Annotated in this window: 18 protein-coding genes; 10 read left to right on the forward strand and 8 right to left on the reverse strand. The window is 70.2% G+C overall.

Features of this window, described 5'->3' with window-relative positions; all coding sequences use genetic code 11:
• On the reverse strand, nt 1-2,076 hold the full coding sequence (locus tag CU254_RS11645; protein ID WP_009075870.1) for a PQQ-dependent sugar dehydrogenase: 2,076 nt from the start codon (nt 2,074-2,076) through the stop codon (nt 1-3).
• A 180-nt stretch (nt 2,077-2,256) separates the two neighbouring features.
• A complete protein-coding gene (locus CU254_RS11650; protein WP_009075871.1) occupies nt 2,257-2,697 on the reverse strand; it encodes a PPOX class F420-dependent oxidoreductase in 441 nt (146 codons plus the stop codon).
• Nucleotides 2,698-2,774: 77 nt separating this feature from the next.
• Here CU254_RS11650 and CU254_RS11655 point away from each other — a divergent pair, with 77 nt between their 5' ends.
• The 9 genes from CU254_RS11655 to CU254_RS11695 all read left to right on the forward strand — a co-directional run bounded on the left by CU254_RS11655 (nt 2,775) and on the right by CU254_RS11695 (nt 15,744).
• Complete coding sequence (locus CU254_RS11655; RefSeq protein WP_037713358.1) at nt 2,775-4,238, forward strand: hypothetical protein; 1,464 nt, start codon at nt 2,775-2,777, stop codon at nt 4,236-4,238.
• Complete coding sequence (locus tag CU254_RS11660; protein ID WP_009075875.1) at nt 4,238-5,041, forward strand: hypothetical protein; 804 nt, start codon at nt 4,238-4,240, stop codon at nt 5,039-5,041. The genes CU254_RS11655 and CU254_RS11660 overlap by 1 nt, the downstream gene beginning before the upstream one ends.
• Nucleotides 5,042-5,141: 100 nt before the next feature.
• Nucleotides 5,142-9,608: a hypothetical protein gene (locus tag CU254_RS11665; RefSeq protein WP_009075877.1), complete on the forward strand. Its 4,467-nt coding sequence runs from the start codon at nt 5,142-5,144 to the stop codon at nt 9,606-9,608.
• A gap of 248 nt (nt 9,609-9,856) precedes the next feature.
• Nucleotides 9,857-11,134 (forward strand): winged helix DNA-binding domain-containing protein, encoded by a 1,278-nt coding sequence (locus CU254_RS11670; RefSeq protein ID WP_037716954.1) that lies wholly within the window; start codon nt 9,857-9,859, stop codon nt 11,132-11,134.
• An 815-nt stretch (nt 11,135-11,949) separates the two neighbouring features.
• Nucleotides 11,950-12,951: a type I glyceraldehyde-3-phosphate dehydrogenase gene (gene gap, locus CU254_RS11675; RefSeq protein WP_037713361.1), complete on the forward strand. Its 1,002-nt coding sequence runs from the start codon at nt 11,950-11,952 to the stop codon at nt 12,949-12,951.
• A 5-nt stretch (nt 12,952-12,956) separates the two neighbouring features.
• Nucleotides 12,957-14,171: a phosphoglycerate kinase gene (gene pgk, locus CU254_RS11680; protein WP_037713364.1), complete on the forward strand. Its 1,215-nt coding sequence runs from the start codon at nt 12,957-12,959 to the stop codon at nt 14,169-14,171.
• Nucleotides 14,172-14,957 (forward strand): triose-phosphate isomerase, encoded by a 786-nt coding sequence (gene tpiA / locus CU254_RS11685; RefSeq protein WP_037713368.1) that lies wholly within the window; start codon nt 14,172-14,174, stop codon nt 14,955-14,957.
• 135 nt (nt 14,958-15,092) lie between these two features.
• The gene (gene secG / locus CU254_RS11690; RefSeq protein ID WP_033292761.1) at nt 15,093-15,323 is read left to right on the forward strand and encodes a preprotein translocase subunit SecG; all 231 of its coding nucleotides are present in this window, start codon (nt 15,093-15,095) and stop codon (nt 15,321-15,323) included.
• Between the two features lie 76 nt (nt 15,324-15,399).
• Entirely contained in the window at nt 15,400-15,744 is a 345-nt protein-coding gene (locus CU254_RS11695; protein ID WP_009075886.1) for an RNA polymerase-binding protein RbpA, read from the forward strand.
• A gap of 549 nt (nt 15,745-16,293) precedes the next feature.
• On the opposite strand, the gene CU254_RS11700 is transcribed toward CU254_RS11695, so the two are convergent.
• Nucleotides 16,294-17,511 carry a sensor histidine kinase gene (locus CU254_RS11700; protein WP_009075888.1) on the reverse strand — a complete coding sequence of 406 codons (1,218 nt, stop codon included), beginning with the start codon at nt 17,509-17,511 and terminating at the stop codon, nt 16,294-16,296.
• A gap of 534 nt (nt 17,512-18,045) precedes the next feature.
• On the opposite strand from CU254_RS11700, the gene CU254_RS11705 reads away from it, so the two are divergent.
• Nucleotides 18,046-18,696 carry a GntR family transcriptional regulator gene (locus tag CU254_RS11705; RefSeq protein ID WP_199786214.1) on the forward strand — a complete coding sequence of 217 codons (651 nt, stop codon included), beginning with the start codon at nt 18,046-18,048 and terminating at the stop codon, nt 18,694-18,696.
• A 267-nt stretch (nt 18,697-18,963) separates the two neighbouring features.
• On the opposite strand, the gene pgl is transcribed toward CU254_RS11705, so the two are convergent.
• The 5 genes from pgl to tal are packed head-to-tail and all read right to left on the reverse strand — an operon-like array spanning nt 18,964 to nt 25,027.
• Nucleotides 18,964-19,734 (reverse strand): 6-phosphogluconolactonase, encoded by a 771-nt coding sequence (pgl, locus tag CU254_RS11710; protein ID WP_009075891.1) that lies wholly within the window; start codon nt 19,732-19,734, stop codon nt 18,964-18,966.
• Nucleotides 19,731-20,762 carry a glucose-6-phosphate dehydrogenase assembly protein OpcA gene (gene opcA, locus CU254_RS11715; protein ID WP_009075894.1) on the reverse strand — a complete coding sequence of 344 codons (1,032 nt, stop codon included), beginning with the start codon at nt 20,760-20,762 and terminating at the stop codon, nt 19,731-19,733. Before opcA ends, pgl begins: the two co-directional genes overlap by 4 nt.
• Nucleotides 20,759-22,288, reverse strand: coding sequence for a glucose-6-phosphate dehydrogenase (zwf, locus tag CU254_RS11720; protein WP_009075895.1), 1,530 nt, complete (start codon nt 22,286-22,288; stop codon nt 20,759-20,761). Before zwf ends, opcA begins: the two co-directional genes overlap by 4 nt.
• Nucleotides 22,285-23,904 (reverse strand): glucose-6-phosphate isomerase, encoded by a 1,620-nt coding sequence (locus CU254_RS11725; protein WP_009075896.1) that lies wholly within the window; start codon nt 23,902-23,904, stop codon nt 22,285-22,287. Before CU254_RS11725 ends, zwf begins: the two co-directional genes overlap by 4 nt.
• 10 nt (nt 23,905-23,914) lie before the next feature.
• On the reverse strand, nt 23,915-25,027 hold the full coding sequence (gene tal, locus CU254_RS11730; RefSeq protein WP_009075897.1) for a transaldolase: 1,113 nt from the start codon (nt 25,025-25,027) through the stop codon (nt 23,915-23,917).
• Nucleotides 25,028-25,037: the final 10 nt, after the last annotated feature.

Consider the following 25,037-nt stretch of genomic DNA (forward strand, 5'->3'; position numbering starts at 1 on the left):
TTATCCGGCGAGCGCCGCGCCGGGGAACTTCAGCTGCACCACGACGTTGTCGATGGTGTCCGGCGTGCCGCCGAGCTTGTCGTTGTTCGTCGAGGTCACCCAGAGGCGCCCGTCCGGCGTCTTGGTCACCGAGCGCAGCCGGCCCCAGCGGCCGGAGAACACCGCCGACACGTCGCCGACGCTGTCGCCCTTGATCTGCGTCACGAACAGCTGCTTGCCGGTCACCGCCGCGATGTAGATCCAATCGTTCACGATCTCGATCCCGGACGGCCCGGCCTGCGAGGTCGGCCACGTCTTCTTCGGCGCGATCGTCCCCTTGCAGTCGCCGATCGTGCCCTCGCAGGCCGACCAGCCGTAGTTGCCGCCCTTCTGGATCAGGTTCAGCTCGTCCTGGCTGCTCTCGCCGAATTCCGACGACCACAGCCGTCCTTGCGAATCCCAAGCGAGGCCCTGCGGGTTGCGGTGCCCGTAGCTCCAGACATAGCGCGCGTTGCCGCCGGTGGCGTAGAACGGGTTGTCGCTCGGCGCGGAACCGTCGGGATTGAGCCGCAGGATCTTGCCGTTGAGCGAACTCTTGTTCTGCGCGTTGGCCTTGACCTTCGCGTCGCCGACGGTGGCGTACAGCTTGCCGTCCGGGCCGAACGCGATCCGGCCGCCGTTGTGGTACTGGTTTTTCGCCATCCCGGTCAGCACCGGCGTGGTCGTCTTCGACAGCGTGGTGCCGTCGTAGGCGACCTTCACGATCCGGTTGTCGCTGGACGACGTGTGGTACAGGTACACCGCGTGGTCGGTGTTCCACTGCGGCGAGATCGCCAGCCCGAGCAGCCCGCCCTCGCCGTTCGTGGTGACCACGCCGGGGATCTTGCCGAGCGTCGTCTTCTTGCCGTCCGGGGTGATCTGCAGCAGTTCGAACCGGTCCCGTTCGGTCACCAAGGCGTTGCCGTTCGGCAGGAAACCGACCGCCCAGCCGAGGTCGACCTTCGCGATGTCCTTGTCATACGAAGGAATTCCGCCACCGGAACCGCTGCTGCTGGTCGTCCTCGCGGTGACCGCGTTGCTCGCCGCGGAGGCGTTTCCGTTGGGGTCACGGGCTTTCACGGTGAACGTGTACGACGTGTCCGGCTTGAGGTCGGTGACCGTCGCCGAGGTCTGCGTGGTGGTCGAGACGATGTCCTTGCCCTGGTACACGTCGTAGCCCGCGATCGAGCCGCTGTCGTCGGTGGAAGCCTTCCAGGACAAGGAAATACTGTCCGAAGTGCTGCCGGTGGCCTTGAGCGAGCCGGGCACGCTCGGCGGCGTTTTGTCGTCGCTGGGCGGGGTTTTCACGCCGACGACGTTGCTCGGCTGGGACGGGTTGCCCGCCGCGTCGTAGGCGATTACCGAGATGTCGTACGACGTGTTCGGCGTCAGCTGGTCGACGGTCGCCGAGGTGGTTTTGCCGTCCACGACCTTCAGCGTGTTGCCGCCGCGGTTGATCTCGTACCGCGTGACGCCGACGTTGTCCGTCGCCGGGTCCCACCGGAAATCCGCCGCGGTGGGCCGGATGTTCGACGCCTGGAAGTTCTTCGGCGGCGTCGGCGGTTCGGTGTCGGCCGGGGCGGAGAAACTGTCGGTGAGCTTGTCGGTGTTGGGCCCGCCGTTCGCCGACGCCGAGACCGTGCGCACGTGGTTGACGCCCGCGGTGAGCTGGACGGTCGCGGTGACGGTCTTCCACGTGTCCCAGGAACCCGTGCCGGGGAAGGAAACCGTGCCCTTGTCGCCGCCGTCGACGACGAGCTTCATCGGCCGGTCGTCGGCGGTTCCGTTGGCGTATCGGAAAGTCAGCGTGTGCGTGCCGGCCTGCGCCGCGTTGACCGAATAGTCGGCGTAGCTGCCGACGAGGTTCTCGAAGTCCACGAATCCCTTGCCGGAGTAGCCGGAGTGGTTCGTGGCGATCTTGGCCTGGGAAAGCGTCGCGTCCTCGGACTCGTAGTCCCCGGTGGCCGCGGTGGCGGTCACGGGGGCCAGCAGTGCGCAGCCGAGCGCGGTCGCCGCGGTACCGGCGAACAGCGCGCTCAACGTCGAGCGTCGTGCCACGGGGGCCTCCTGCGTGAGGGGGATCGGGGCGGCGGCGGGGAAGAGAACGTCTTCGTTAGGAAAGTTTCCTATTTATCGGGACAGATCACACACCCTCGGCAGGTGCGGTGTCAATAGTGCGATCGCGGCATTACGCTCCGCAGCGGATGCCGCGGAACGCTGTCCGAGAGGACCGGCGGGTCAGAACCCGGCGATGTCCGCGCGCGCGATCACCTTCGTGATCCTCGCCCGGACGAGGGATTCTTCGGGGACGGCGTTGCGCTTGCCGTAGGCCGGGCCGTTCTCCTCGCCCATGTACCGCGCGCCGAGGCGGGTGGCCCACTCCAGCATTTCGTCGAAGTCGTGGTGCAGTTCCGCCTCGGCGGTGAACTGGACGTACGAGAACGGCGGGAGCTGGTCGTCCACGGCGAGCGAGATCCGCGGGTCGCGGCGCAGGGCCTTGCCCTTGAGCGTGTCCGTGCCGGTGGTGAAGATCAGCTCGTCGCCGTTCGGCCCCTCGTTCAGCAGGAACCACACGGGCGTGACGACCGGGGCTCCGTTGGCCCGCACGATCCCCAGCTTCCCGGTCCGCGTGCCCTCGCTCGCGAACTCCCACCACTCCGCCCTGGTCATCTCCCGCATAGCCGCCACGCTACCCGTCCGCGTGTGCGGGCGCTCGGACAGGCCGACTAGCCTGACCTGCTGTGCGATACGACGAGATGGGCGCCGCGGGGCTCGCCGACGAGGGGCTGACCCGTCGGCTGAAGGCGCTCGCCTGCACCGCGCCGTTGCACGACCTCGACGCGCGCAAGGCGAAGCTCGACTGGGCCGACGCCACGGTGTACCAGATGGCCGAGATCGCGCTGCACACGATCGACCAGGTCACCATCGCGATGGACTTCGACACCGGGGCCGGGCACGACCAGGTGATCGACCGGCTGCTGCCGTTCATCTCGCTGCAGGCGCCGTCGCGGATGCCGGACGAGCACGTGCGCGTGGCGAAATGGGTGCTGGACAACCTGATCAACGTCGGCACCACCGACCGCGGCTTCCGGCGCGTGTACGGCTCGCTCGGCCCCGGCGGCTACCAGCGCCGCCAGTTCGACTTCAAGCTGCTGGTCGAACTGGCCGCGCCGGACGGCGAGGTGTACCTGCGCGCCACCGACGAGGCGATCAACGTGCTGGTCGGCGCGCTGGACACGGACGTCGAATCGGCGCAGATCGCGGCCGAGGTGAAGCTGGAGAACCTGATCAACCGCGGCCGCCTCGCCGACGCGAAGCTCGCCGCGGAGCAGGCGCGCTACCGCACCGTGCAGTACGGCGAGACGCTGCGCGCGAAGCTCGACGCGACCCGCCGCGACGTGCGCGCGGTCGACTGGGAAAGCGAGGTGCCGGAGCTGATCGAATCGGCGCTCGGGCACATCGAGTCCCGGTTCCGCGCGGAGAACGCGATCCTGAAGAACATCACCACCGCGCGCGACGAATCCGAGGATCCCGACCACAAGCGCCGCGCGGCCGAGCTGGTCGACATCGTCGCCGACTGCATCCGGCGGCACACCCGGCTCCAGTCGCGGCTGGCCGACGCGGGCGCGGTCTTCCGCGCCGAACAGGACCGCCAGCAGTTCTCCGGACCCCCGCAGCGGGCCACGATCGACCTGTTCGGCCAGCTCCTGATGCCGACCCTCGGGCTGCCGCTCGCCGACGCGACCGCGCCCGCCGAGCACTTCTTCCACGCGGTCGCGGGCATCGCGACGCCGGTCGTGCCGTCGCTGTCCTCGCTGGTGTCGCTGCTGCTGCGGCCCGCCCCGGAGCGCGACCAGCTGGTCGGCGAGGTGCCGGAGCCGGAGCTGGTGCCCGCCGAGGTGACCGACCGGTTCGGCGACGACGTGTGGCGGCTCGCCGACGAACTGCTCGACCTGCCCGACGTGCCGCGCCGGCTGTCCGGGCTGCTGGAGGACGCGCGCCGCTCGGGGCAGCCGAACCTGGCGTCCCTGGTCGCGCTGCGTGCGCTGCACGCTTACAGTCCCGAGGTCGGCGCGGCGCGCCGGCAGGGGGAACGCCACGTGCTGCTCGCCGTCGACGACGGCACCCTGCTCGACGACCCGGAGTTCGGCGGCGCGGATCTGCTGCTGTCCACCGCGGAGGTCGAACGGGCGGACGACGAGACCGAGGAGGTCGCCTGATGCCGGTGACGCACACGAGCGTCGACGCCGAGGCCGCCGCGCGCCTCGTCGCGTTCGGGATGCGCCCGAAGCAGCTGCCCGCCCGCGACGTCGTGTACGGCGAACTGGTGCGCCGCTACGGCGAGGACAACGCGTTCAAGGCGCTCACCCACGCGGTCGCGTCCGGGCTCGGACTGATGGTGCTGGAGGTGACGCAGCAGGCCGGCTGCGTGCTGGCGGCCACCGACGAGTCCGTCTTCGAGATCAAGATGGACAGCTATGCGCGGCAGGCCAAGATCCGTGAGCGGCGCGAGACGGAAAAGGTGCTGCACGGCCTGATCCACCTCGCAACGGCTGCGCTCGGTTACCCGCGGCCGGACGACCTGGCCAACGACACCTACATCGGCCGGGTGAGCGTCGAGCAGGTCGACGCGATGGTCCGCGAAGCGGCGCGCGTCCTCGACGAACGCGCGCAGCTGGCCGAGGCCAACAACGACCCGCTGGCCGACGCGCCAGAGCTGGAGCAGGCGTGGCGCGCGTACGCTCGGCGTCCGGCCGCCGCGGCGACGAAGGACGGGCGGATGGCGGCGGACACCACGCGCGGCATGGTGTCTCGGGCGCTGCGTTTCCTTGCCGACCAAGGCTTTCTGGTGCCGGTGAGCGACGAACAGGGCGGCACTTACCGGACGACGCCGCGGTATCAGATCCAGGTGCGCGAGCTGGCCGCGGACGCCGCGTTCGACGATCTGCTCGCACTCGACGTCGTCGCGGTCGCCGGACCCGGGGGAACGCTGCGCGCGACGGCCTCGGACACGCTGCAGTGAGGGAAGCGAAGTCCGTGAGGGGAACCCTGAGGGAATCAGAGTCCCTCAGGGTTCCCCTCACGGACCGGCAGGCGGATCAGGCGCGGTAGAGGGGAAACGGATGTACGAGCTTTCGCGGGTCCGCCTGCATTCGGTGGGCCCGGCGGGCGCCCGGTACCAGGACGTGGTGCTGGACTTCAGCGGCGTCGGGGCCACGATCACCGCGCCGAAGCAGGACGCGCTGTTCTCCGCGGGCATCCACGCCGGCGGCCCGGTGCGCCGCCCGTCGCCGGCGAGCGTGCTGTTCCTGGAGAACGGCGGCGGCAAGTCCGTGCTGATCAAGCTGATCTTCTCGGTGATGCTGCCCGGGCGGCGCCAGGTCGTCGGCACCACGAGCACGAAGGTGCTGGAGAAGTTCGTGACGGCCAAGGACGTCGCGCACGTGGTCCTGGAATGGCTGCACGTCGAGACCGGCCAGCGGGTGATCACCGGCAAGGTGTCGGAGTGGCGCGGGCACGTGACCTCGGCGGATTCGGAAAACCTGGTCGACTCCTGGTACTGCTTCCGCCCGACCGCCGACCTCGGCCTCGATTCGCTGCCGCTGACCGAGGACGGCAGGCTGCTCACCATGTCCGGGTTCCACGACCGGATCGCGGGCGCGGCGATGGCCGAACCGGAGCTGGAGCTGTTCTGGACGCGCCGGCACCACGAGTGGACCGGACGGCTCGACCAGCTCGGCCTCGACACTGAGTTGTTCCGCTATCAGCGCGCGATGAACGCGGGCGAAGGCGAGGCGGCCGACGCGTTCCAGTTCTCCACCGACGAGGCGTTCGTGGAGTTCCTGCTGCGCGCGGTGCTGTCCGAGGACGAGCCGAAGGACCTCGCCGAGGTCGTGTCGACGTATGCGAACAACCTTGCGCAGCGCGGCGATCTCATGGCGGAGAAGGAATTCGTCGAGGGCGCGCTGGAACTGCTCGGTCCGCTGGCCGAGGAAGAGGGCGTGGCCGCGGCTTCGCGGCGGATCGCCGAGTCGGCGCGCGAGGACCTCAGCGAGCTGGCCGGACGGATCCACGCGCGCAACGAGCTGGAGAACGCGCGGCTGTCCGGGCTGGAGGAGCACGTCGAGGAGGTGCGTACCGCCGAAAAGCTGGCCGAGGGCGACCATCGGCGGCTGACCGCGGGCGTCACCGAGCTGCGGCGGCTGGTCGCGGTGCTGCGCCTGGAAGAAGCGCAGATCGAACGCGAGCGCGTCGACGGCGAGCTGGCCGAGGCGAAGACTCAAGCGGAAGCGTGGCGCGAAACCGCGACTGTGCTGAACCGGTTGAACGCGGCGCGCAAGGCGAAAGACCTGCGTGAGCTGGTCGGAAACCGTGAGGAGAAGGCGAAACCTGCGTTGGCCGCGCGGGATGCTGCGGCGGCCGCGTTGGGGCGCGGTTTGCTTTCGCTGGCGCATGATGCGCAGCGGCAGGCGGACAAAGCAGAAGCGCATGCGGACGCGTTGCGTGCGGAGGCGGAGAAGGCGCAGACCGAGCGCGACGAGGCGGCGAACCTGGCTGCTGGCCGTCGGGCCGAGGCACGCGGGCTGTCGTCGCGGATTGCCGAGCTGCGCGAGGAAATCTCCGAATCGGTCCGAAGTGGACTGTTGCCTTCGGGGGCGGATGTCGCCGAGGCGGCGCGGTCCGCGCGGGCGGAAGCCGAGGCCGCGGCGGCGGAATCCGTCCGCCGGGAACAGGAACTCGACCGGGTCGGCGAGGATCTGCAGGCGGCGCAGCGGTCGGTGAACGAGGCGCACCAGCTCGCCGGGTCCACTCAGGACCGGCTCGTGCGCGCGGCCGAAGACCTCGAACGCGCGCACCGGCGGACCGACGCGCTGGCGGCGGAACCGCGGTTGATGGAGCTGCTCGGCGCGGACGACGTCAAGCTCGAGAGCGACCTTCCGGTGCTGCTGCAGCGGTTGCGCGACGCGAGCGCGGCGGTCGAGAAGGAGCAGACCGCGTTGCGGATGGAGGAATCGGCCGACGAGCGGGCGCTCGCCGCGCTCGGGTCGGGCGGTCTGCTCCCACCGCCGGAGGACGTGCAGGCCGCGCTCGACGCGTTGGAGCAGGCCGGGATCACCGCGTGGTCGGGCTGGCGTTATCTGTCCAAACTGGACTCCGTGCGGCGCGACGAAGTGCTGGAACGGATGCCGCAGCTCGTCGCCGGAGTGCTGCTGAACGACGCGGCGCAGGTGAAGCGGGCGCGCGAGGTGCTGGCGGCTTCCCGGCTGTTGCCGAGTGCGGTGATCGCGGTCGGGACCACGGACGCGTTCCAGGCCGCCGATGTTCCGGCTGCTTCGGGGGTCGAGTTCCTCGTTCCTCCGAACCCGGCGATGTACGACGAGGAAGCCGCCGACACCGAACGCGAGGCCGTGGCGCAGCGGCACGCGGAACGGCAGCGCCGGCTGGAGCAGCTGTCGGAGTCGCTGGCCGCTGACGGCGCGTTGACCTGGAAGCTCACCACCTGGCGCGAGGACTATCCGGCCGGGGCCATCGGAACGCTCGCGGAGCAGGCCGAAAGCGCTCGCGTCGCCCGCGAGACGGCGCAGACCGCGCTCACGCAGGCGGAGGCGGAATTCGCCCGGTTGAGCGAAAAAGTCACTGCTTTGCGGGAGCGAGTTCCCGCGTTGCGCGCCGCGGCCGCGGAAGCCGAGGAGAAGGCGCGTCGGCTCGGCGAACTGGCCACTCGGGCGGCGCGCGTCGCGGAGTGGACCGAAGAGGTCGAGCGGGCAACCGAAATCGCGGAGCGCGCGGAGACGTCGGCGGCCGAAGCGTCGGCCCGCGCGGCGCGGTTGCGCGAGCAGGCGGCGGAGGAACAGCGGACCGCAGACGGGCACCGGCGCACGGTCACCACCGCGCGGTCCGAGCTGGCCGAGGTGCCGGGCGCGGCCGAGTTGCCGGAGGACGTCGAAGCGCCTTCGGAACCGGTGGACGCGTTGCGGCGCACCTTCGCGTCGGCCTCGGAGGCGTACGCGAAGGTCGAGGTCGGCAGCGATCTCCGGGCCGAGCTGGAGCAGGCGGAATCCGCTGAGGCGGCGGCTTCTTCGGCGTTGGAGGCGCTGGACGAAGAGGTCCGGGTGCGCGCGGCGGCCTTGCTGGAGACGCCGGACGGTTCGGACGCGTCCACCCGGGCGGCGGCGCTGGCGCGGGCGCGGCGGGTCGTCGACGCGCTGGAGGAAGAACGCACTGAAGCGATCGGCCAGGTGTCGACGCGTCGCGCGGAGCTGGATGTGCTGCCGCTGCAGACCGGCGTCGCGTCTCCGGCCGAGCGGCCGCGCGACATCGAGCACGGTCTCGAACTGATCGACGCAGCCTCGCTGGAAGTGTCCGCGGCGGCTCGGAAGTGGGAAGAGCTGCAGGAACGCCGGGCTGCGGCGGAAGCGACGCTCGACGCGGCGAAGGCTTCCGCTTCCGGCTTCGGGTTGCTGTCGGAATCGTTGGCGCACTTGCGTTCCGAGGAGCCCGCGGACGCGTACGACGGCGATGTCGAGTCCGCGCGGACCCGCTACAACCAGCTCAACACGGTCCTGAACGACGCGCAGTCGGCGGCGGATTCCGGCGACCGGCGGGTGCGCGCGGCGGCGGACCAGCTGGCGCAGTACGCGACCGAAAAGCGGTTCGAAAAGCTCAGCACGCCGGTGCGGCAGCAGGTGATTTCCGTGAAGCGGGACCAGCTTCCCGCGCACGCGGCGGAATGGAGCGAGGCGCTGCGGCCCCGGCTGCGGACGCTCACCGACGACCTCGCGCAGATCGACCGGCACCGCGGCGGCATCATCACGCGGCTGCAGGGGATGGTCGAAGGCGCGTTGCGCACCCTCCGGTCGGCGCAGCGGGTCTCGCGGCTGCCGGACGGGCTCGGCGACTGGTCCGGCCAGGAGTTCCTGCGGATCCGGTTCACCGAGCTGGAAGACCATGTGCTGGCGGAAAAACTGGGCGAGGTCGTCGACGAGGCGGCCGCGGGCAAGACGGCCGACGGCCGCGACGTCAAGCGCGACGGTCTGTCGCTGGTGCTGCGCGGCGTGCATGTGGCCGCTCCCAAGGGATATCGCGTCGACATGCTCAAGCCGGACTCCGTGCTGCGCACCGAACGCCAGCGGGTGTCCGAAATCCGCGACGTGTTCTCCGGCGGCCAGCAGCTGACCGCGGCGATCATCCTGTACTGCACGCTCGCCGCGCTCCGGGCCAACAACCGGGGCAAGGCGCGCAACCGGCATTCGGGCGTGCTGTTCCTGGACAACCCGATCGGCCGCGCCTCGGCCGGGTACCTGCTGGAACTGCAGCGGGCCGTCGCGGAGGCGCTGGGCGTGCAGCTGATCTACACGACGGGCCTGTTCGACGCGGGCGCGCTGGCGGAATTCCCGCTGATCGTGCGGCTGCGCAACGACGCGGACCTGCGGGCCGGGCGGAAGTACCTGTCGGTGGACGCGACGATCCGGAACTCCCTCGACGACCTCGGGGATCCGGACGGGGTCGCGCGGCTTTCGGCGACGCGGATGTTCAGCCGTACGTCTCCTTCGGTGGATTCGTCTGCCGAAGAAGAACAACCGGCCTGACGGTCTGACTGGCGCGCGGTTTGCCTTGGACGGCACACCGCGCGCCGAGACCCCGTGAGCTGACGGGCACGTACGCCAGCCCCTGTCCGCCTGCCGCTTTGGTGTCCAACGCGGTCACCAGACTGCGGGTCGCGCCCCCCGAACCGGCCCCGGCCTGGTTCCGCACCGCCCTGCTCGCCGGTTTGTCCTCTTGACCAGCACTTGTGCGATTTCTGTCGGACCCTCCTGGTAGGAATCGAGTCGTGAAGATGACCCTCGCCCAGCGCCGGGCCCGCCTCGGCGTACGCCACCACCTGGCGGCGCGGACGACGACCGTCGAGGAAGCAGTCGACGGCGTCGTCGCGCTGCACGCCACCGATCCCGCCTCGGTCTACCTGTCTTCGTGGTCGCGCGTGCACGCGATCTCGGTCGCCGATGTCGAGGAGGCCCTGTACTCCCGGCGCACCCTCCTGCGCTTGCTGGGCATGCGGCGCACCGTGTTTGTCACCGATGTCGCCACCGCCGCCCAGGTTCAGGCGGCTTGTTCCTACGACATCGCCGCGCGTCAACGCCGCCTGCTGGAAAAGCAACTGGGCACCCTGGGTCACCCGGGCAACGTCCCGAACCCCGCGGCTTGGCTGGACGAGGTGATGGCGAGCGTAGAAAAAGCCTTGCACGCCAGGGGATCGGCGACCGCCCAGCAACTGGCGGACGACGAACCGCGCCTGCGCCAGCAATTGCTGATGTCGAAGGGAAAACCGTACGAGTCGATCGGCAACGTGACCAGCCGGGTGCTGTTCCAGCTGGCCGCGGAAGGGCACATCGTGCGAGGCCGCCCGCGGGGGAGTTGGCAAAGCACGCAGTACTACTGGTCCCCGCTGACCGACTGGCTGGCAGAAGGTGCCACCGGATCTGGCCTTGACGACAACCCGGGCCGCTCCACCGGCGGTGCCGGTTCGAGCCATTCCGATGCCCGGCGAACTCGCCCCGCCCCTGGCACCGCTGACTGGCCAGCCCTCTCCGAAGACGAAGCCCGAACCGCCCTGGCCCGGCGATGGCTGTACGCCTTCGGCCCCGCCCCGATCGCCGACCTCCGATGGTGGACCGGCTGGAATGCGGGTCAAACGAAAAAAGCGCTGGCCGCCATCGGCCCGGCAGAGGTGGACCTGGACGGCGAACCGGCAATCGCCCTGCCCGACGATCTCGCCCCGGTCCCCGCTCCCGACCCGTGGATCGCCCTGCTCCCCGCCCTGGATCCGACCGCGATGGGCTGGCAGTCGCGAGACTGGTACGTCGGCCCGCACCGCGCCGCCTTGTTCGACCGCAGCGGCAATATCGGCCCCACGGTCTGGAGCGACGGCCGGATCGTCGGAGCCTGGTCCCACCGCCCGTCGGGAGAAGTCGCGGTCCGTCTGCTGGAGGACGTCGGGGTCGAGAAGACCTCCGCCGTGGAGGCGGAGGCAGCGAGGCTGAGCGAGTGGCTGGGGGAGGCGCGAGTGGTGCCGAAGTTCCGCACCCCGGCGGAGAAGGAGCTGTCTGGATCGTAGTGCGCCGGGCAGTCCGTCGGCCGCAGCCTGAGCCAGTCCCGGCGAGCCTCGGAGCCATGTTGCCTCCGAAGACCCGCCTCCCATCCCGCTGGCTCCTGCCTCCGGTCCCTTCTGGCAGTCCGTTCGGCCGTGGCGCCCTGCGCCAGTCTTGCGAGCTTCGGATCCAGGCCGCCTCCGAACGCTCGCTTCCGACCCCGCCTGACGCCCGCCTCCGGCCCTTCTGGCAGTTCGTTCGGCCGCTGCGTGCTGCACCGTCCGGTGAGCTTCGGAGCCATGTCGCCTACGAAGACCCGTCTCCGTTCCCGGCTGGCGGTTCGGCCGCTGCGTGAGTCCCGGCAAGCACCAGATCCAGCCGCCCCCGAACACCCGTCTCCGACCCCGCCCGATCCCAGTCGCCGCGTCGTCCCCGCGGCCTCTTCCTCGCCCCGTCGACCCCGACCGGACCTCCGGAACCCGCCCCGCCCGCCGCGCCTTCCCCGGCAGCTCCGCCCGACAGCGTGAACCGGGGCACCAAGACCGATCAAGCGAGTGGTCCGCTCCGGCCCCCGCCGCCCGTGGGAGCGCCCGCCCCGTTTCGGGGCCTCACCCGGCTGAGCTGGGTTCTTAATCGATTCTTGACGTCCCCGGGCAGTGGTGGAAGTCTCGTCAGGGCAGTCCGGGGCAACGGCGCCCGCACGCTAGGGTTGCGCCGAAACCGGAAGTCGCGGAAGCGCTCTCCGGGGCGGGCGTCCCGGACGAGAACTTCAGCAGTGTCCAACCCCACGGCCGGCGGCCGGCGCGCCGCCGCCGTGATCAACACCAGAGGAGTGGCAGCAGTGACCGTTCGCGTAGGTGTCAACGGCTTCGGCCGGATCGGCCGCAACTTCTTCCGTGCCGTGAAGGCGAGCGGTCACGACATCGAGGTCGTCGCGTTCAACGACCTCGGCGACGTCGCCACCATGGCCCACCTGCTCAAGTACGACTCGATCCTCGGCCGCTTCCCGGGCGAGGTCAGCGTCTCCGACGAGGGCATCGTCGTCGACGGCAAGACCATCAAGGCCCTCGCCGAGCGCGACCCGGCGAACCTGCCCTGGGGCGACCTGGGCGTGGACGTCGTCGTCGAGTCGACCGGCTTCTTCACCAACGCCGACGCCGCCAAGGCGCACATCGCCGGCGGCGCGAAGAAGGTCATCATCTCCGCGCCCGCCAAGGGCGAGGACCTGACCGTCGTCCTCGGCGTCAACGACGACAAGTACGACGGCTCGCAGACGATCATCTCGAACGCGTCCTGCACCACCAACTGCCTCGGCCCGCTGGCCAAGGTCCTCAACGACGCCTTCGGCATCGAGCAGGGCCTGATGACCACGATCCACGCCTACACGCAGGACCAGAACCTGCAGGACGGCCCGCACAAGGACCTGCGCCGCGCCCGCGCCGCCGCCCTGAACGTCGTCCCGGCCTCCACCGGCGCGGCCAAGGCGATCGGCCTCGTGCTGCCGGAGCTGCTCGGCAAGCTGGACGGCTACGCGCTGCGCGTCCCGGTCCCGACCGGCTCGGCCACCGACCTCACCGTCACCCTCAAGAAGCAGGCCACGGTCGAGGAGATCAACGCCGCCTACCAGGCCGCCGCCGAGGGCCCGCTGGCCGGCATCCTGAAGTACTCGGTCGACCCGATCGTGTCCTCGGACATCGTCACCGACCCGGCGTCCTGCATCTACGACTCGCCGCTCACCAAGGTGATCGGCAACCAGGTCAAGGTCGTCGGCTGGTACGACAACGAGTGGGGCTACTCCAACCGCCTCGCCGACCTGATCAAGCTCGTCGGCTCGAAGCTCTGAACCAGATGAGCGTCAAGAACCTCGACGACCTGCTGGGCGAGGGCGTTCAGGGCCGCTACGTGCTCGTGCGCAGCGACCTGAACGTCCCGCTCGACGGGTCGGCCATCACCGACGACGGCCGGGTCCGGGCCGCGCTGCCGACGATCAAGAAGCTCGCCGACGCGGGCGCCAAGGTCGTCGTCACCGCGCACCTCGGCCGCCCCAAGGGCGAGCCGGACCCGAAGTTCACGCTCGCGCCGGTCGCCAAGCGGCTGGGCGAACTGCTCGGCTCCGAGGTCCCGCTGGCCGGCGACCTCGTCGGCGAGTCGGCGAAGACGCTGGTGGCCGGACTGGCCGACGGTGGCGTCGTGCTGCTGGAGAACGTGCGCTTCGACGCGCGCGAGACCAGCAAGGACGCCGTCGACCGCTCCGAGCTGGCCGCTGAGCTGGCCGCGCTGACGCCGGGCGGGGCGTTCGTCTCCGACGGCTTCGGCGTCGTGCACCGCAAGCAGGCCTCGGTCTACGAGATCGCCGCGGTGCTCCCGGCGTACGCGGGCGGCCTCGTGCTGGCCGAGCTGGACGTGCTGAAGAAGCTCACCGACGACGTCAAGCGGCCGTACGTGGTCGCGCTCGGCGGCTCGAAGGTGTCCGACAAGCTCGGCGTCATCGCGAACCTGCTCACCAAGGTCGACCGGCTGCTCATCGGCGGCGGCATGGCGTACACGTTCCTCAAGGCCAAGGGCTACGAGGTCGGCACGTCGCTGCTGCAGGAAGACCAGCTGGACCAGGTCAAGGGCTTCCTCGCCGAGGCCGAGAAGCGCGGCGTCGAACTGGTGCTGCCGGTCGACGTGCTCGCCGCCGAAGGCTTCGCGGCCGACGCGGCCCACGAGGCCGTCGACGTCACCGCGATCCCGGCCGACCGCATGGGCCTCGACATCGGCCCGCGCAGCGCCGAGCTGTTCGCGCAGAAGCTCGCCGACGCGGCGACCGTCTTCTGGAACGGCCCGATGGGCGTCTTCGAATTCGAGGCGTTCGCCGGCGGCACCCGCGCGGTGGCCGAGGCGCTCGTCAAGAGCGACGCGTTCACCGTGGTCGGCGGCGGCGATTCGGCCGCGGCGGTGCGGCAGCTGGGCCTTCCCGAGGACGGCTTCTCGCACATCTCCACCGGCGGCGGCGCCTCGCTGGAGTACCTGGAAGGCAAGGAGCTGCCCGGCGTGGCGGCGCTGGAGGGGAAGAACTAAGTGGCACGCAAGCCCCTCGTGGCAGGCAACTGGAAGATGAACCTCAACCACCTCGAGGCCATCGCCCTGGTGCAGAAGATCGCCTTCGCGCTGCCGGAGAAGTACTACGCGAAGGTGGACGTGGCGGTGCTGCCGCCGTTCACCGACATCCGCAGCGTGCAGACCCTGGTCGACGCCGACAAGCTCTCGCTCACCTACGGCGCGCAGGACCTGTCGCCGCAGGACTCGGGCGCGTTCACCGGCGACATCTCCGGCCCGATGCTGGCGAAGCTGGGCTGCAGCTTCGTCACCGTCGGCCACTCGGAGCGGCGCGCGATCCACGGCGAGACCGACGAGCTGGTCAACAAGAAGGTCAAGGCCGCGCTCAAGCACGGCATCACGCCGATCCTGTGCGTGGGCGAGGAGCTCGAGATCCGCGAAGCGGGCGAGCACCTCGAGCACACCCGCAACCAGCTGGTCGAGGGCCTCAAGGGGCTCAAGGCCGAGCAGGTGCAGGCCGTCGTGATCGCGTACGAGCCGGTCTGGGCGATCGGCACCGGCAAGGTCGCGACCGCCGCCGACGCCGAAGAGGTCTGCAAATCCCTGCGCGGGACGCTGTCGGAGAAGTACGGCGACGAGGTCGCCACCGCGGTCCGGGTGCTCTACGGCGGCTCGGTGAAGTCCGGGAACGTCTCCGAGCTGGTGGCCGCGGACAACATCGACGGCGCGCTGGTCGGCGGCGCGAGCCTCGACGGCGAGGAGTTCACCAAGCTCTGCGCGCTCGCCGCCGGTGGCCCGCTGCCCTGATCGTGGGCACTACCGGGTAGCCTGTGTGTTCGGTCCGTCACTAGAGCAGTGGACGAGTCCAGGGGTACGGTGAAGATCCGCACGTGTGCGGGTCCGGCCGTACCCCTGCATGCTCCGACAAGCACAGAGGATGACATGAAGCTGTTCCTGCAAATCCTGTTGATCGCCTCCAGCGTCCTGCTGGTGGTGGCCGTGCTGCTGCACCGCGGCCGGGGCGGCGGCCTGTCGTCCCTGTTCGGCGGCGGGATGCAGTCGAGCCTCGCGGGGTCCAGCGTCGCCGAGAAGAACCTCGACCGGATCACGCTGCTGCTCGGGGCCATCTGGCTGATCAGCATCGTGGGTCTCGGCCTCCTGCTCAAGGTCTGACCGGGTCCCCGGAAGGGGACTTGCGATCGGCGTGCCTATTGGGGGGCGCGCCGCCGATTCCAACGGGTGAGGATTCATGGTTGGCGGTAACGCGATTCGCGGCACCCGCGTGGGTGCCGGTCCTTCGGGCGAATCGGAGCGGGGTGAATCGGCGCCACGGCGCCGGGTGTCGTATTGGTGCGCGAACGGGCACGAGGCTCGCCCGTCGTTCGCGATGGACGCGGAAATCCCCGACGAATGGGACTGCCCGCGCTGCGGGCTCCCGGGCGGTCAGGACGAGCAGAATCCGCCCGCCGCGCCTCGTACCGAGCCGTACAAGACGCATCTGGCTTACGTGAAGGAACGCCGCAGCGACGCCGACGGCGAGGCCATCCTCGCTGAAGCGCTCGAGCGCCTCCGCCAGCGCCGCGAATTGATCTGAGGCACGGTTCTCCGGGACCACCGGCTTCCCGTCCGCGAGGGCGAGGGGTCGGTGGTTTTTTAGTTCCCGGGGGGTTGGCGTTGGCGGGGAAGGTTCAGACCACCTGGGGAGCGGCTCAGCCGGGCGGAGGGACTCTGACGACGTCAGGGCGGGACTGAGTCCGCGGGGACAGGTCTGGACCTCTGCGGGACAGCTGGCAGGGATGCTGCGGTGCGGACGACGTGAACGGTGCGGTTTCGTGGGGATGGTTTACGGCGGTCTGGTCCTCTGCGTGGTCTCTCGGGCGGACGGTTGACCGGTCCAGGCCGATTTCGCGCATCAGGGCCCGACCCGGGGACAGCGGGGACTTCGTGGCCGGAAAGCCCTCCCCTCCGGCCTGCCCGGGCCGAATGAACCGAGCCGGGCCGCCGGAGGTGGTGGTGGTCTGGACCTCTGTGAAGCGGGCTTCCGTTGCCGAGCCGGACATCCGCGGTCCGGACCGGCGCCGATCCCCTTCGGATCGCTGACCCGATGCGGCCGGGACTCTTAACCGGTCCAGACCAATCCGCCTCAGTCCGACGAGACTCGGCGATCCAGCGGATACCGCGCCCGCACCCGGAATCCGCCGTCCTCCGTCCCGGACGTTTCGAAGCTTCCGCCCAGCAGCCGGGCGCGTTCGGCGAGCCCGGTGAGTCCGTGGCCGCCCGACGGGAAGGCTTCTCCGGCGCGGCAGGCGCGGGCGTTCTCGACCTCGATGTCCAGCGCGCCGCTCGCCGCGTGGATGCGGATGGTGGCCGTCGCGCCGGGGGCGTGCTTGTGGACGTTCGTCAGGCATTCCTGCACCGTCCGGTACGCCGCCGCCGAGACCTGGCTCGGCAGGGTGTCCGGGAGCTGCTCGACGGTCAGCTGCACCGGGACGTCCGACGTGCGGATCAGGTGGTCCAGTTCCCCTATCCCGGGGCGCGGGCCGTCGTCGCCGGAGCCGGAGCGCAGGACGCTCACCAGCGAGCGCAGTTCCTCGAGCGTCCGCGTCGACAGCTGGCGGATGACCTGCGCCGTCTCCAGCGCCGGGCCTTCCTTGGCCTGTGCCTGCAACGCGCCGGCCTGCATGGCGATCAGCGTGATCTGGTGGGAAACCACGTCGTGCATCTCGCGGGCCAGCCGGGTGCGTTCCTCGGCGCGGACGGCGTCGGCGTGGAAGCGGCGTTCGCGGTCGCGGCTCTTCGCCAGTTCGGCCAGTTTCGCCGAGATCTCCGCGCGCGCCCCGATCAGCAGGCCGATCGCGATCGGCATTCCGGCGACCAGAACGCCGTAGATCCCGTCCAGGACGTGCTCGCGCCAGCTCAGCTCCGAGAACTCCTGCAGCGGCCACCGCACGAACCGGCAGGTGAAGACCAATCCCGCGCCGACCCAGGTCTGCCAGTGCAATTGCCGCCGCGTCGCGAGCATGCCGAGGTTGAGCATCGACGCCAGCTGCGCCCATCCGGCGAAGAACCCCGGCGCCGCGGCGAGCACCGCGAGGAACGGGAAACGCCGCCGCACCACGACCGCGAGGCACGCGGCGGCCGAGAGGTAGAGCGAATACGGCTGTGCTTTCGGTGGCACGACGAGCCAGACGTCGAGCACCGCCAGCAGCACGACCACCGCCTCGACGGCGATCGTCGCGACGAGGGGCTTCCGGAACACAGCGAACGCCCCGGTCAGGTTTACGCGCCTGGCCCGCCGGGCGGCTCCCGCGGCGGAGCTGCTCATCGAGATGCCAGGAATCGAGAGTCCCTCAGTGCTCATCGCGGCGACCCCATTCGTCTTGTGGACTTAGTGATGAGATGCTCCGGCCACCCGATCGGGACGCGCGGCGGTGAACAAATGTGCGGATGCTAACGGGAACGTGTGTGTTGACAGTAAGTTTCACCCAGAGTGGTTTTTGTGGTGTTCTAATCTCCACAACTGCTCCAACAGGATGAACGATGCGCAGGTGACATCACCGTGTGTCGATCACATCACCTTATGTTCACCATACGGCGGTTCCCACATACTGGTGAGCCGCTTTTTGGCCCAGTGTCAGTTGGTCCATTTGCCGTCCAGGTCGACGCTGGATCCGCGCCACGCGTACAGGGGAGAGATCACCCATGCGGGTGGGTGGAAAGTGTCGCTGCGCAGTCGAAGGTCGCCGCTGCTGGGGGGCGAAGCCCGGCGCCCGGGGAGGCGCGCGAGCGCGGAGCTGGCGGACCCGAGTTCCTCCGCCTGGAAGCGATGCCTCGTCGACGAAAGCTTTAATGATCGATGATGTGAAGGATTGTCTATCCTGACGGCATGAAGCAGATGCTGTCCGAGCAGATCTACGACCGGGTCCGCGACGCGATCATGCGCGGCGAGGTCGAGCCGGGGCAGGCGCTGAAACCGCAGGAACTGGCGGCGCGGTACGAGGTCAGCCTGGCGGTGGTGCGGGAGGCGCTGGTCCGGCTGGTCGGGGAGGGTCTGGCGGAACGGCTGACGAATCGCGGGTTCGCCGTGCCCACGCTGGCCGATCAGCGGTGGCAGGAGATCATCGAGGCGCGGCAGACGGTCGAGCCCGCGATGCTGCGGCTGTCCGTCGCGCGCGGGGACCTGGAGTGGGAGACGCGGGTGCGCGCGGCGGGGCACCGGCTCGCCCGGACGCCGATGTATGTGCCGGCCGAAGGCAGCTACTACTCCGCTGCTTGGGCGGAGGCGCACCGCTTGTTCCACCGCACGCTGCTCGACGGCTGCGGGAACGCCGTGCTGCTGGAGAGTTTCGACCGGATGTGGCTGGCGAGCGAACTGGCCCGCCGGTGGACGGTGCACCCGGCGTACCGGCTGCCGGTGGAGGATGTGATCGCCCAGCACGAGGAGTTGGAGCGGGCCGCGCTGAGCCGGGATCCGGACGAGGCGGCGGGGCTGTTGATGGACCACCTGGCGGCGACCGCGGCGGTGCTGACGGGCGCGGGGGAGTAGCGGGATTCCGTTGGGGCGCAACGGAAAACGCTCGGCCGGGCGCGGCGGGCGGCGCTGCGCGGAGTCGGAGAATCGGCGGGGTCTCTGGTGGATTGCCCGACGGCGATGCTGACCGGCGCACCAAACCCTTGCGGCGAAAGGGACGGGCGGCGGATTGGTCGGCTGCGCTGACCGGCCAGCAAACAGCAGCTACGAGAAACCCTTTGCCGCGCAACGAAAAAGGCTCCCCGCGCAAACGCGCGAGGAGCCCTTCCCGATAAAGCAAACCTACTCGGCAGGCGGCTGATACACCTTCGTCAGCTTCCCGGCCGCCTCGCGGTCCAGGAGCCACAGCGTTCGCCGGTAGCCCCGGGCGCCCGACACCGGGATCTGCGTTTCCGGCGCACCGGCCAGTGCCTGCGCGACCGCGTCCGCCTTCGCGGTTCCCGCGGTCATCAGCCACACCTCGCGGGCGCGGCGGATGGCGGGCAGCGTCAGCGACACGCGCGTCGGCGGGGGTTTCGGGCAGTCGCGGACCGGGACGACCGAGCGCTGGGTTTCGCGCACCTCGGCGGTTTCCGGGAACAGCGATGCCGTGTGGCCCTCGCCGCCGAGGCCCAGCAGCATGATGTCGAACTCCGGGACGTCCGCGCCGGGGCCCGCCGCGTCGGCCAGCACCTTCGCGTAGGCCGCGGCGGCCGCGTCGACGTCGTCGCCGAACTCGTCCGACGGGGCCATCGCGTGCACCCGCTCCGGAGCCAGCGGCACGTGGTCGAGCAGGGCTTCGCGCGCGCCCTTCTCGTTGCGCTCGTCCGAATCCGCCGGGACGAACCGCTCGTCGCCCCAGTAGACGTCCAGCCGCGACCAGTCGATCGCGTCCCGCGCGCTCGACTCCCGCAGTTCCCGCAGCACGGCGATCCCGGTGCCGCCGCCGGTGAGCACCACCGACGCGGCGCCGCGAGCCGCCTGCACGTCGACGATCCGGGTCACCAGCCGGGCCGCGGCGGCCGCGGCCAGCAGGTCCGGGTTTTCGTAGACGACGACCTCGGTCCGGCTCATGAGCCGCTCTTTTCCGCGGTCTTGCGGGCCGCCTTCGGCTTGGCAGCCGCGGGCTTGGCGGAAGCCGAAGCCTTCGCCGGAGCCTTGGCAGCCGCGGGCTTCGACCCGTTGGACGCGGCGATCTTGTGCAGCCCGTGCAGCGCCGCCTCGTAGATCTCGTCCGGGTCGAGCCGCCGCAGTTCCTCGACGAGGCACTCCGGGTTGCTGCGCCGCTGCAACGCGATCCGCCGCGTCGGCTGGCCCGGCTGGGTCAGCGTGCCGACCCGCCCGTCCGGCCGCGTCAGCTCCACCGCGCCCGATTTCCGCTCCAGCTTCACCGAGATGATGCCCTGCGCGCTCGAGCTCTTGACCCGGTGCACCGGGGCCTTGAGGTACTCGGCGAGCCAGCCCGCGAGCAGTTCGGTCGACGGCGAATCGGCCTCGCCGGTCACCGTCGCGCTCGTGATCTTCTCGAACGGAGGCAGGTCCAGCGCCGACACCAGCTGCGCCCGCCAGCGGGTCAGCCGGGTCCACGCCAGGTCGGTGTCGCCCTCCACATAGGACTTCGCACGCGTGGTGAGAGCCCTTATCGGGCTCTTTTCCGCGGCCGAGTCGGTGATCCGCCGCTGTGCCAGCTGGCCGAGCGGGTCCTCCGCGGGGGCCTTCGGACCGGCCCCGGGCCACCAGGTGACGATCGGCGCGTCCGGCAGCAGCAGCGGCACCACGGCGCTCTGCCCCTGCGCGGCCAGCGGGCCGTACAGCCGCAGCACAATGACCTCGCTCGCGCCGGCGTCGCCGCCCACGCGGATCTGGCCGTCTATGCGCGGCGCGGCCGTGCGCGCGCCCTTCGCCACGACGATCACCCGCGACGGGTGCTCCCGGCTGGCGTCGTTCGCGGCCTCGATGGCGTCCTCGAGCTTGGCGTCGTCGTCCGCGACGATCACCAGCGTCAGCACCCGGCCGAGCGCGACCTGGCCGCCCTGCTCGCGGATCTCCACCAGTTTCTTGTTCAGCGCCGACGTCGTGGTCGACGGCAGGTCGATGATCAAGGCCGCCTCCAGTGCCTGCCGGTACGTTCCATCATTTCGTCAGCGGACTTGGGACCCCAGCTGCCCGGCGGGTACTGCTCCGGCGCGGTGCCGAGCTTGGCCCAGTGCGACAGGACCGGGTCGAGGATCTCCCACGACAGCTCGACTTCCTCGTTCACCGGGAACAGCGACGGCTCGCCCAGCAGCACGTCGAGGATCAGCCGCTCGTAGGCCTCCGGCGACGATTCGGTGAACGCGTGGCCGTAGCCGAAGTCCATCGTGACGTCGCGGACCTCCATCGTGGTCCCCGGCACCTTCGACCCGAACCGCAGCGTGATGCCCTCGTCCGGCTGCACGCGGATGACCAGCGCGTTCTGCCCCAGCTCCTCGGTGGAGGTGGAATCGAACGGCAGGTGCGGCGCGCGCTTGAACACGACCGCGATCTCGGTGACGCGACGGCCGAGCCGCTTGCCGGTGCGCAGGTAGAACGGCACGCCCGCCCAGCGGCGGTTCTGCACCTCCAGCGTCACCGCGGCGTAGGTCTCGGTCTTCGAGTCCTTCGCGAACCCGGCTTCCTGCAACAGCCCCGGCACCTTCGTGCCGCCCTGCCAGCCGCCCGCGTACTGCCCGCGCGCGGTGGTCTCGTCGAGCGGCAGCATCGGCTTGGTCGCCGCCAGCACCTTGGCCTTCTCCGACCGCAGCGCCTTCGGCTCGAACGACAGCGGCTCGTCCATCGCGGTGAAGGCGAGCAGCTGCAGCAGGTGGTTCTGGATGACGTCGCGCGCGGCGCCGATCCCGTCGTAGTACCCCGCGCGGCCGCCGAGGCCGATGTCCTCGGCCATGGTGATCTGCACGTGGTCGATGAAGTTCGCGTTCCAGATCGGCTCGAACAGCTGGTTCGCGAAGCGCAGCGCCAGGATGTTCTGCACCGTCTCCTTGCCGAGGTAGTGGTCGATGCGGAACACCGACTCCTCGGGGAAGACGTCGTTCACGATCGCGTTGAGCTCGCGGGCGCTCTTGAGGTCGTGGCCGAACGGCTTCTCGATGACCACGCGCCGCCAGGTGTTCTCGTCGGCCTGCGCGAGGCCCGAGCGCGCCAGCTGCTTGGTCACCACCGGGAACGCGCCCGGCGGGATCGACAGGTAGAACGCGGTGTTGCCTCCGGTGCCGCGTTCTTCGTCCAGTTCGCGCACGGTCTTCGCGAGCCGGTCGAAGGCCTCGTCGTCGTCGAAAGTGCCCTGGACGAACCGGATCCCTTCGGCGAGCCGGTTCCACACCGACTCCTTGAACGGCGTCCGCGCGTGCTCGCGCACCGAATCGTGCACCAGCTCGCCGAAGTCCTGGTGCTCCCAGTCCCGGCGGGCGAAGCCGACCAGCGAGAAGCCGGCCGGCAGCAGGCCGCGGTGCGCGAGGTCGTAGATGGCGGGCATGAGCTTCTTGCGCGCCAGGTCGCCGGTGACGCCGAAGATCACCAGGCTCGACGGCCCGGCGATCCGCGGCAGCCGCTTGTCGCGGGGGTCCCGCAGCGGGTTGCGCCAGGTGGTCACTGAGCGGCCTCCTGCACTGCCCGCACGAGCTCGGCGAGCCCGGCGGCGCGGTCGGTCAGGTGCAGCCGCAGCACCGGGCGCCCGTGCTCGGCGAGCACCTGGCCGTCGCCGAGCGCCTGCGCGTGCTGGAGCTGCCCCAGCGTGTACGGGCGGTCGGGCACGGACAGGTCGTCGCCGACGGCTCCGGTGATCTGCAGGAAGCTGCCGTTCTGGTGGCCGCCCTTGTGGTACTGCCCGGTCGAGTGCAGGAACCGCGGGCCCCAGCCGAACGTGGTCTGCACGCCGGTCCGCTTGGCGATTTCGCCGCGCAGCAAGGAAGTCGACGCGTCGTCCAGCCGGTCGAGGTACGCCTGAACGGCGATATACCCGCCGTCGGCCACCGAGCCGAAGAACGCGCGCAGGATGTCGGCGAGTTTTCCTTCGGTGACAACGCCTTCGCTGCCGAAGACTTCGACGGCACCGTCCACAGTGGCCGGTTCCTCGCCGCCCTTCAGCTTCTCCGGGTCGTCCAGCAGCGCGCGCGCCGCCTTCTTGGCCGCCTCGACGTCCGGCTGATCGAACGGGTTGATCCCGATCAGCCGTCCGGCGAGCGCGGTCGCGAACTCCCACAGCAGGAACTGCGCGCCGAGCGGGCCGGTCACGGAGATCTGCGCCGCGCCTTCCGGGGCGCCGATCGCGACCGCGGTCGCGTCCTTGCCGTGGTCGGCGAAGCCGGGCGCTTCCGGGCTCTCGACGGCCACCGGCAGCAAACCGGTGCCGAGCTTGCCAGTGGACTCGGCGATCAGCTGCTCCGCCCAGTCCGGGAATCCCTTGATGCCAGAGCCGGTGTCGGCCAGCACGACCTTCTCCGCACCGGCTTCGTGCGCCGCCGCCCAAGCCGCCGCCAGCTGCACGGCCGGGTTCTCGGGCGCGTCCTCGGCGAGCGTTTCCGCCACCGACGCGGCCTGGTCGAGCAGCCGGGCGACGTCCGCGCCCGCGAGACCGGCCGGCACGAGGCCGAACGCGGTCAGCGCGGAGTAGCGGCCGCCGACGTGCGGGTCGGCCAGGAAGGTCTTGCGGTAGCCCTCTTTCTCCGCCAGCTCGGAGAACGGGGAGCCGGGATCGGTGACGACGACGATGCGCCGCGCCGCGTCGATCCCGGCGTCCGCGAACGCCTTGGCGAAGATCCGGCGGTGGCTGTCGGTCTCGACGGTGCCGCCGGACTTCGACGACACCACGATGACCGTGCGCTCGAGGTCGCCCGCGAGCGCGTCGGCCACCTGGCCGGGGTCGGTCGTGTCGAGCACCGTGAGCGGGACGCCGGCGGTGGCGGTGATGACCTCCGGCGCGAGCGACGAGCCGCCCATGCCGGCGAGCACCACGCGGTCCACGCCCTCGCTGCGCAGTTCCGCGCGCAGCGTCTCGATTTCCCCGATCAACGGACGCGACGACTTGTGCAACGTCGTCCAGGACAATCGGATCGACGCTTCGGACTCGGCGTCCGGACCCCACAGCGTGGAGTCCTGGGCGGCGAGCTTGGCAGCGGCGCCGTCGGCGGCCAGCCGCTGCGCCAGCGGCGCTGCCTTTTCTGCCAGTTCGGCGTCGACGATCACGACGCCGGTTTCGTCCCCGCTCATGGTCTCTGGTTCAGCCCCTCGCTTTGTTCAGCTGCCCGGTCACCGTGTCCAGCAGTTCCTGCCAGGACTTCTCGAACTTCTCGACGCCCTCGGTCTCCAGCGTGCGGAACACGTCCGGCACGTCGATGCCGGCTGCCGACAGCTTGTCGAAGATCGCCTGCGCCTGCTCGCCCTTTCCGGAAACCGTGTCGCCGGTGATCTCGGCGTGGTCGGCGACCGCGTCCATGGTCTTCTCGGGCATCGTGTTCACGACGTCCTTGACCACGAGCTGGTCGACGTACCGGGTGTCGGAGTAGGCCGGGTCCTTCACGCCGGTGGAAGCCCACAGCGGACGCTGCGCGTTCGCGCCCGCCTCGGCGAGCGCCTTCCACTGGTCGGTGGCGAACAGCTTCTCGAAGGCGTCGTACGCGAGCCGCGCGTTGGCGATGGCCGCCTCGCCCAGCAGCGCCTTGGCCTCGTCGGTGCCGATCGCGTTCAGCCGCTTGTCGACCTCGCTGTCCACGCGGGACACGAAGAACGACGCGACCGAGTGGATGCCCTTGAGGTCGTGGCCGTTGGCCTTCGCCTGCTCCAGGCCGGCGAAGAAGGCCTTGATGACGGCCTCGTAGCGCTCGACGGAGAAGATCAGCGTGACGTTGACGCTGATGCCCTCGGCGAGCACCGCGGTGATCGCGGGCAGACCCTCTTCGGTCGCCGGGATCTTGATCATCACGTTCGGCCGGTCGACGGTCTTCCACAGGTCCTTGGCCTCGGCCACCGTCTTGTCGGTGTCCTTCGCCAGGCGCGGGTCCACCTCGATGGACACGCGGCCGTCGACGCCGTTCGTCGCGTTGTACACGTCGCGGAACAGGTCCGCGGCGTTGCGCACGTCGGTGGTGGTCAGCTCCCGGACGGTGCCGTCGAGGTCCGCGCCGCGCGCGGCGAGCTCGTTGACCTGCTCGTCGTAGGCGGCGCCGTTCGACAGCGCGTTCGCGAAGATGGTCGGGTTGGTGGTCACGCCGACGACGTGCTTGTCGCGGATGAGCCCGGCGAGGTTGCCCGAGTTCAGGCGCTCCCGCGAGAGGTCGTCCAGCCAGATCGAGACGCCTGCTTCGGACAGCTGTGCGAGCCGATCAGTGCTCATGGTTGCTCTC

Origin of the sequence: Amycolatopsis sp. AA4 (genome assembly GCF_002796545.1) — a bacterium.
In the GTDB taxonomy this organism is placed as follows: Bacteria; Actinomycetota; Actinomycetes; order Mycobacteriales; family Pseudonocardiaceae; genus Amycolatopsis.

Coding starts and splice junctions, on each gene's coding strand:
- CU254_RS11650 (WP_009075871.1), bottom strand. CDS start 2,697: ATGCGGGAGATGACCAGGGCGGAGTGGTGGGAGTTCGCGAGCGAGGGC.
- CU254_RS11655 (WP_037713358.1), top strand. CDS start 2,775: ATGGGCGCCGCGGGGCTCGCCGACGAGGGGCTGACCCGTCGGCTGAAG.
- CU254_RS11660 (WP_009075875.1), top strand. CDS start 4,238: ATGCCGGTGACGCACACGAGCGTCGACGCCGAGGCCGCCGCGCGCCTC.
- CU254_RS11665 (WP_009075877.1), top strand. CDS start 5,142: ATGTACGAGCTTTCGCGGGTCCGCCTGCATTCGGTGGGCCCGGCGGGC.
- CU254_RS11670 (WP_037716954.1), top strand. CDS start 9,857: ATGACCCTCGCCCAGCGCCGGGCCCGCCTCGGCGTACGCCACCACCTG.
- pgk (WP_037713364.1), top strand. CDS start 12,957: ATGAGCGTCAAGAACCTCGACGACCTGCTGGGCGAGGGCGTTCAGGGC.
- secG (WP_033292761.1), top strand. CDS start 15,093: ATGAAGCTGTTCCTGCAAATCCTGTTGATCGCCTCCAGCGTCCTGCTG.
- CU254_RS11695 (WP_009075886.1), top strand. CDS start 15,400: ATGGTTGGCGGTAACGCGATTCGCGGCACCCGCGTGGGTGCCGGTCCT.
- CU254_RS11700 (WP_009075888.1), bottom strand. CDS start 17,511: ATGAGCACTGAGGGACTCTCGATTCCTGGCATCTCGATGAGCAGCTCC.
- CU254_RS11705 (WP_199786214.1), top strand. CDS start 18,046: ATGCTGTCCGAGCAGATCTACGACCGGGTCCGCGACGCGATCATGCGC.
- pgl (WP_009075891.1), bottom strand. CDS start 19,734: ATGAGCCGGACCGAGGTCGTCGTCTACGAAAACCCGGACCTGCTGGCC.
- CU254_RS11725 (WP_009075896.1), bottom strand. CDS start 23,904: ATGAGCGGGGACGAAACCGGCGTCGTGATCGTCGACGCCGAACTGGCA.
- tal (WP_009075897.1), bottom strand. CDS start 25,027: ATGAGCACTGATCGGCTCGCACAGCTGTCCGAAGCAGGCGTCTCGATC.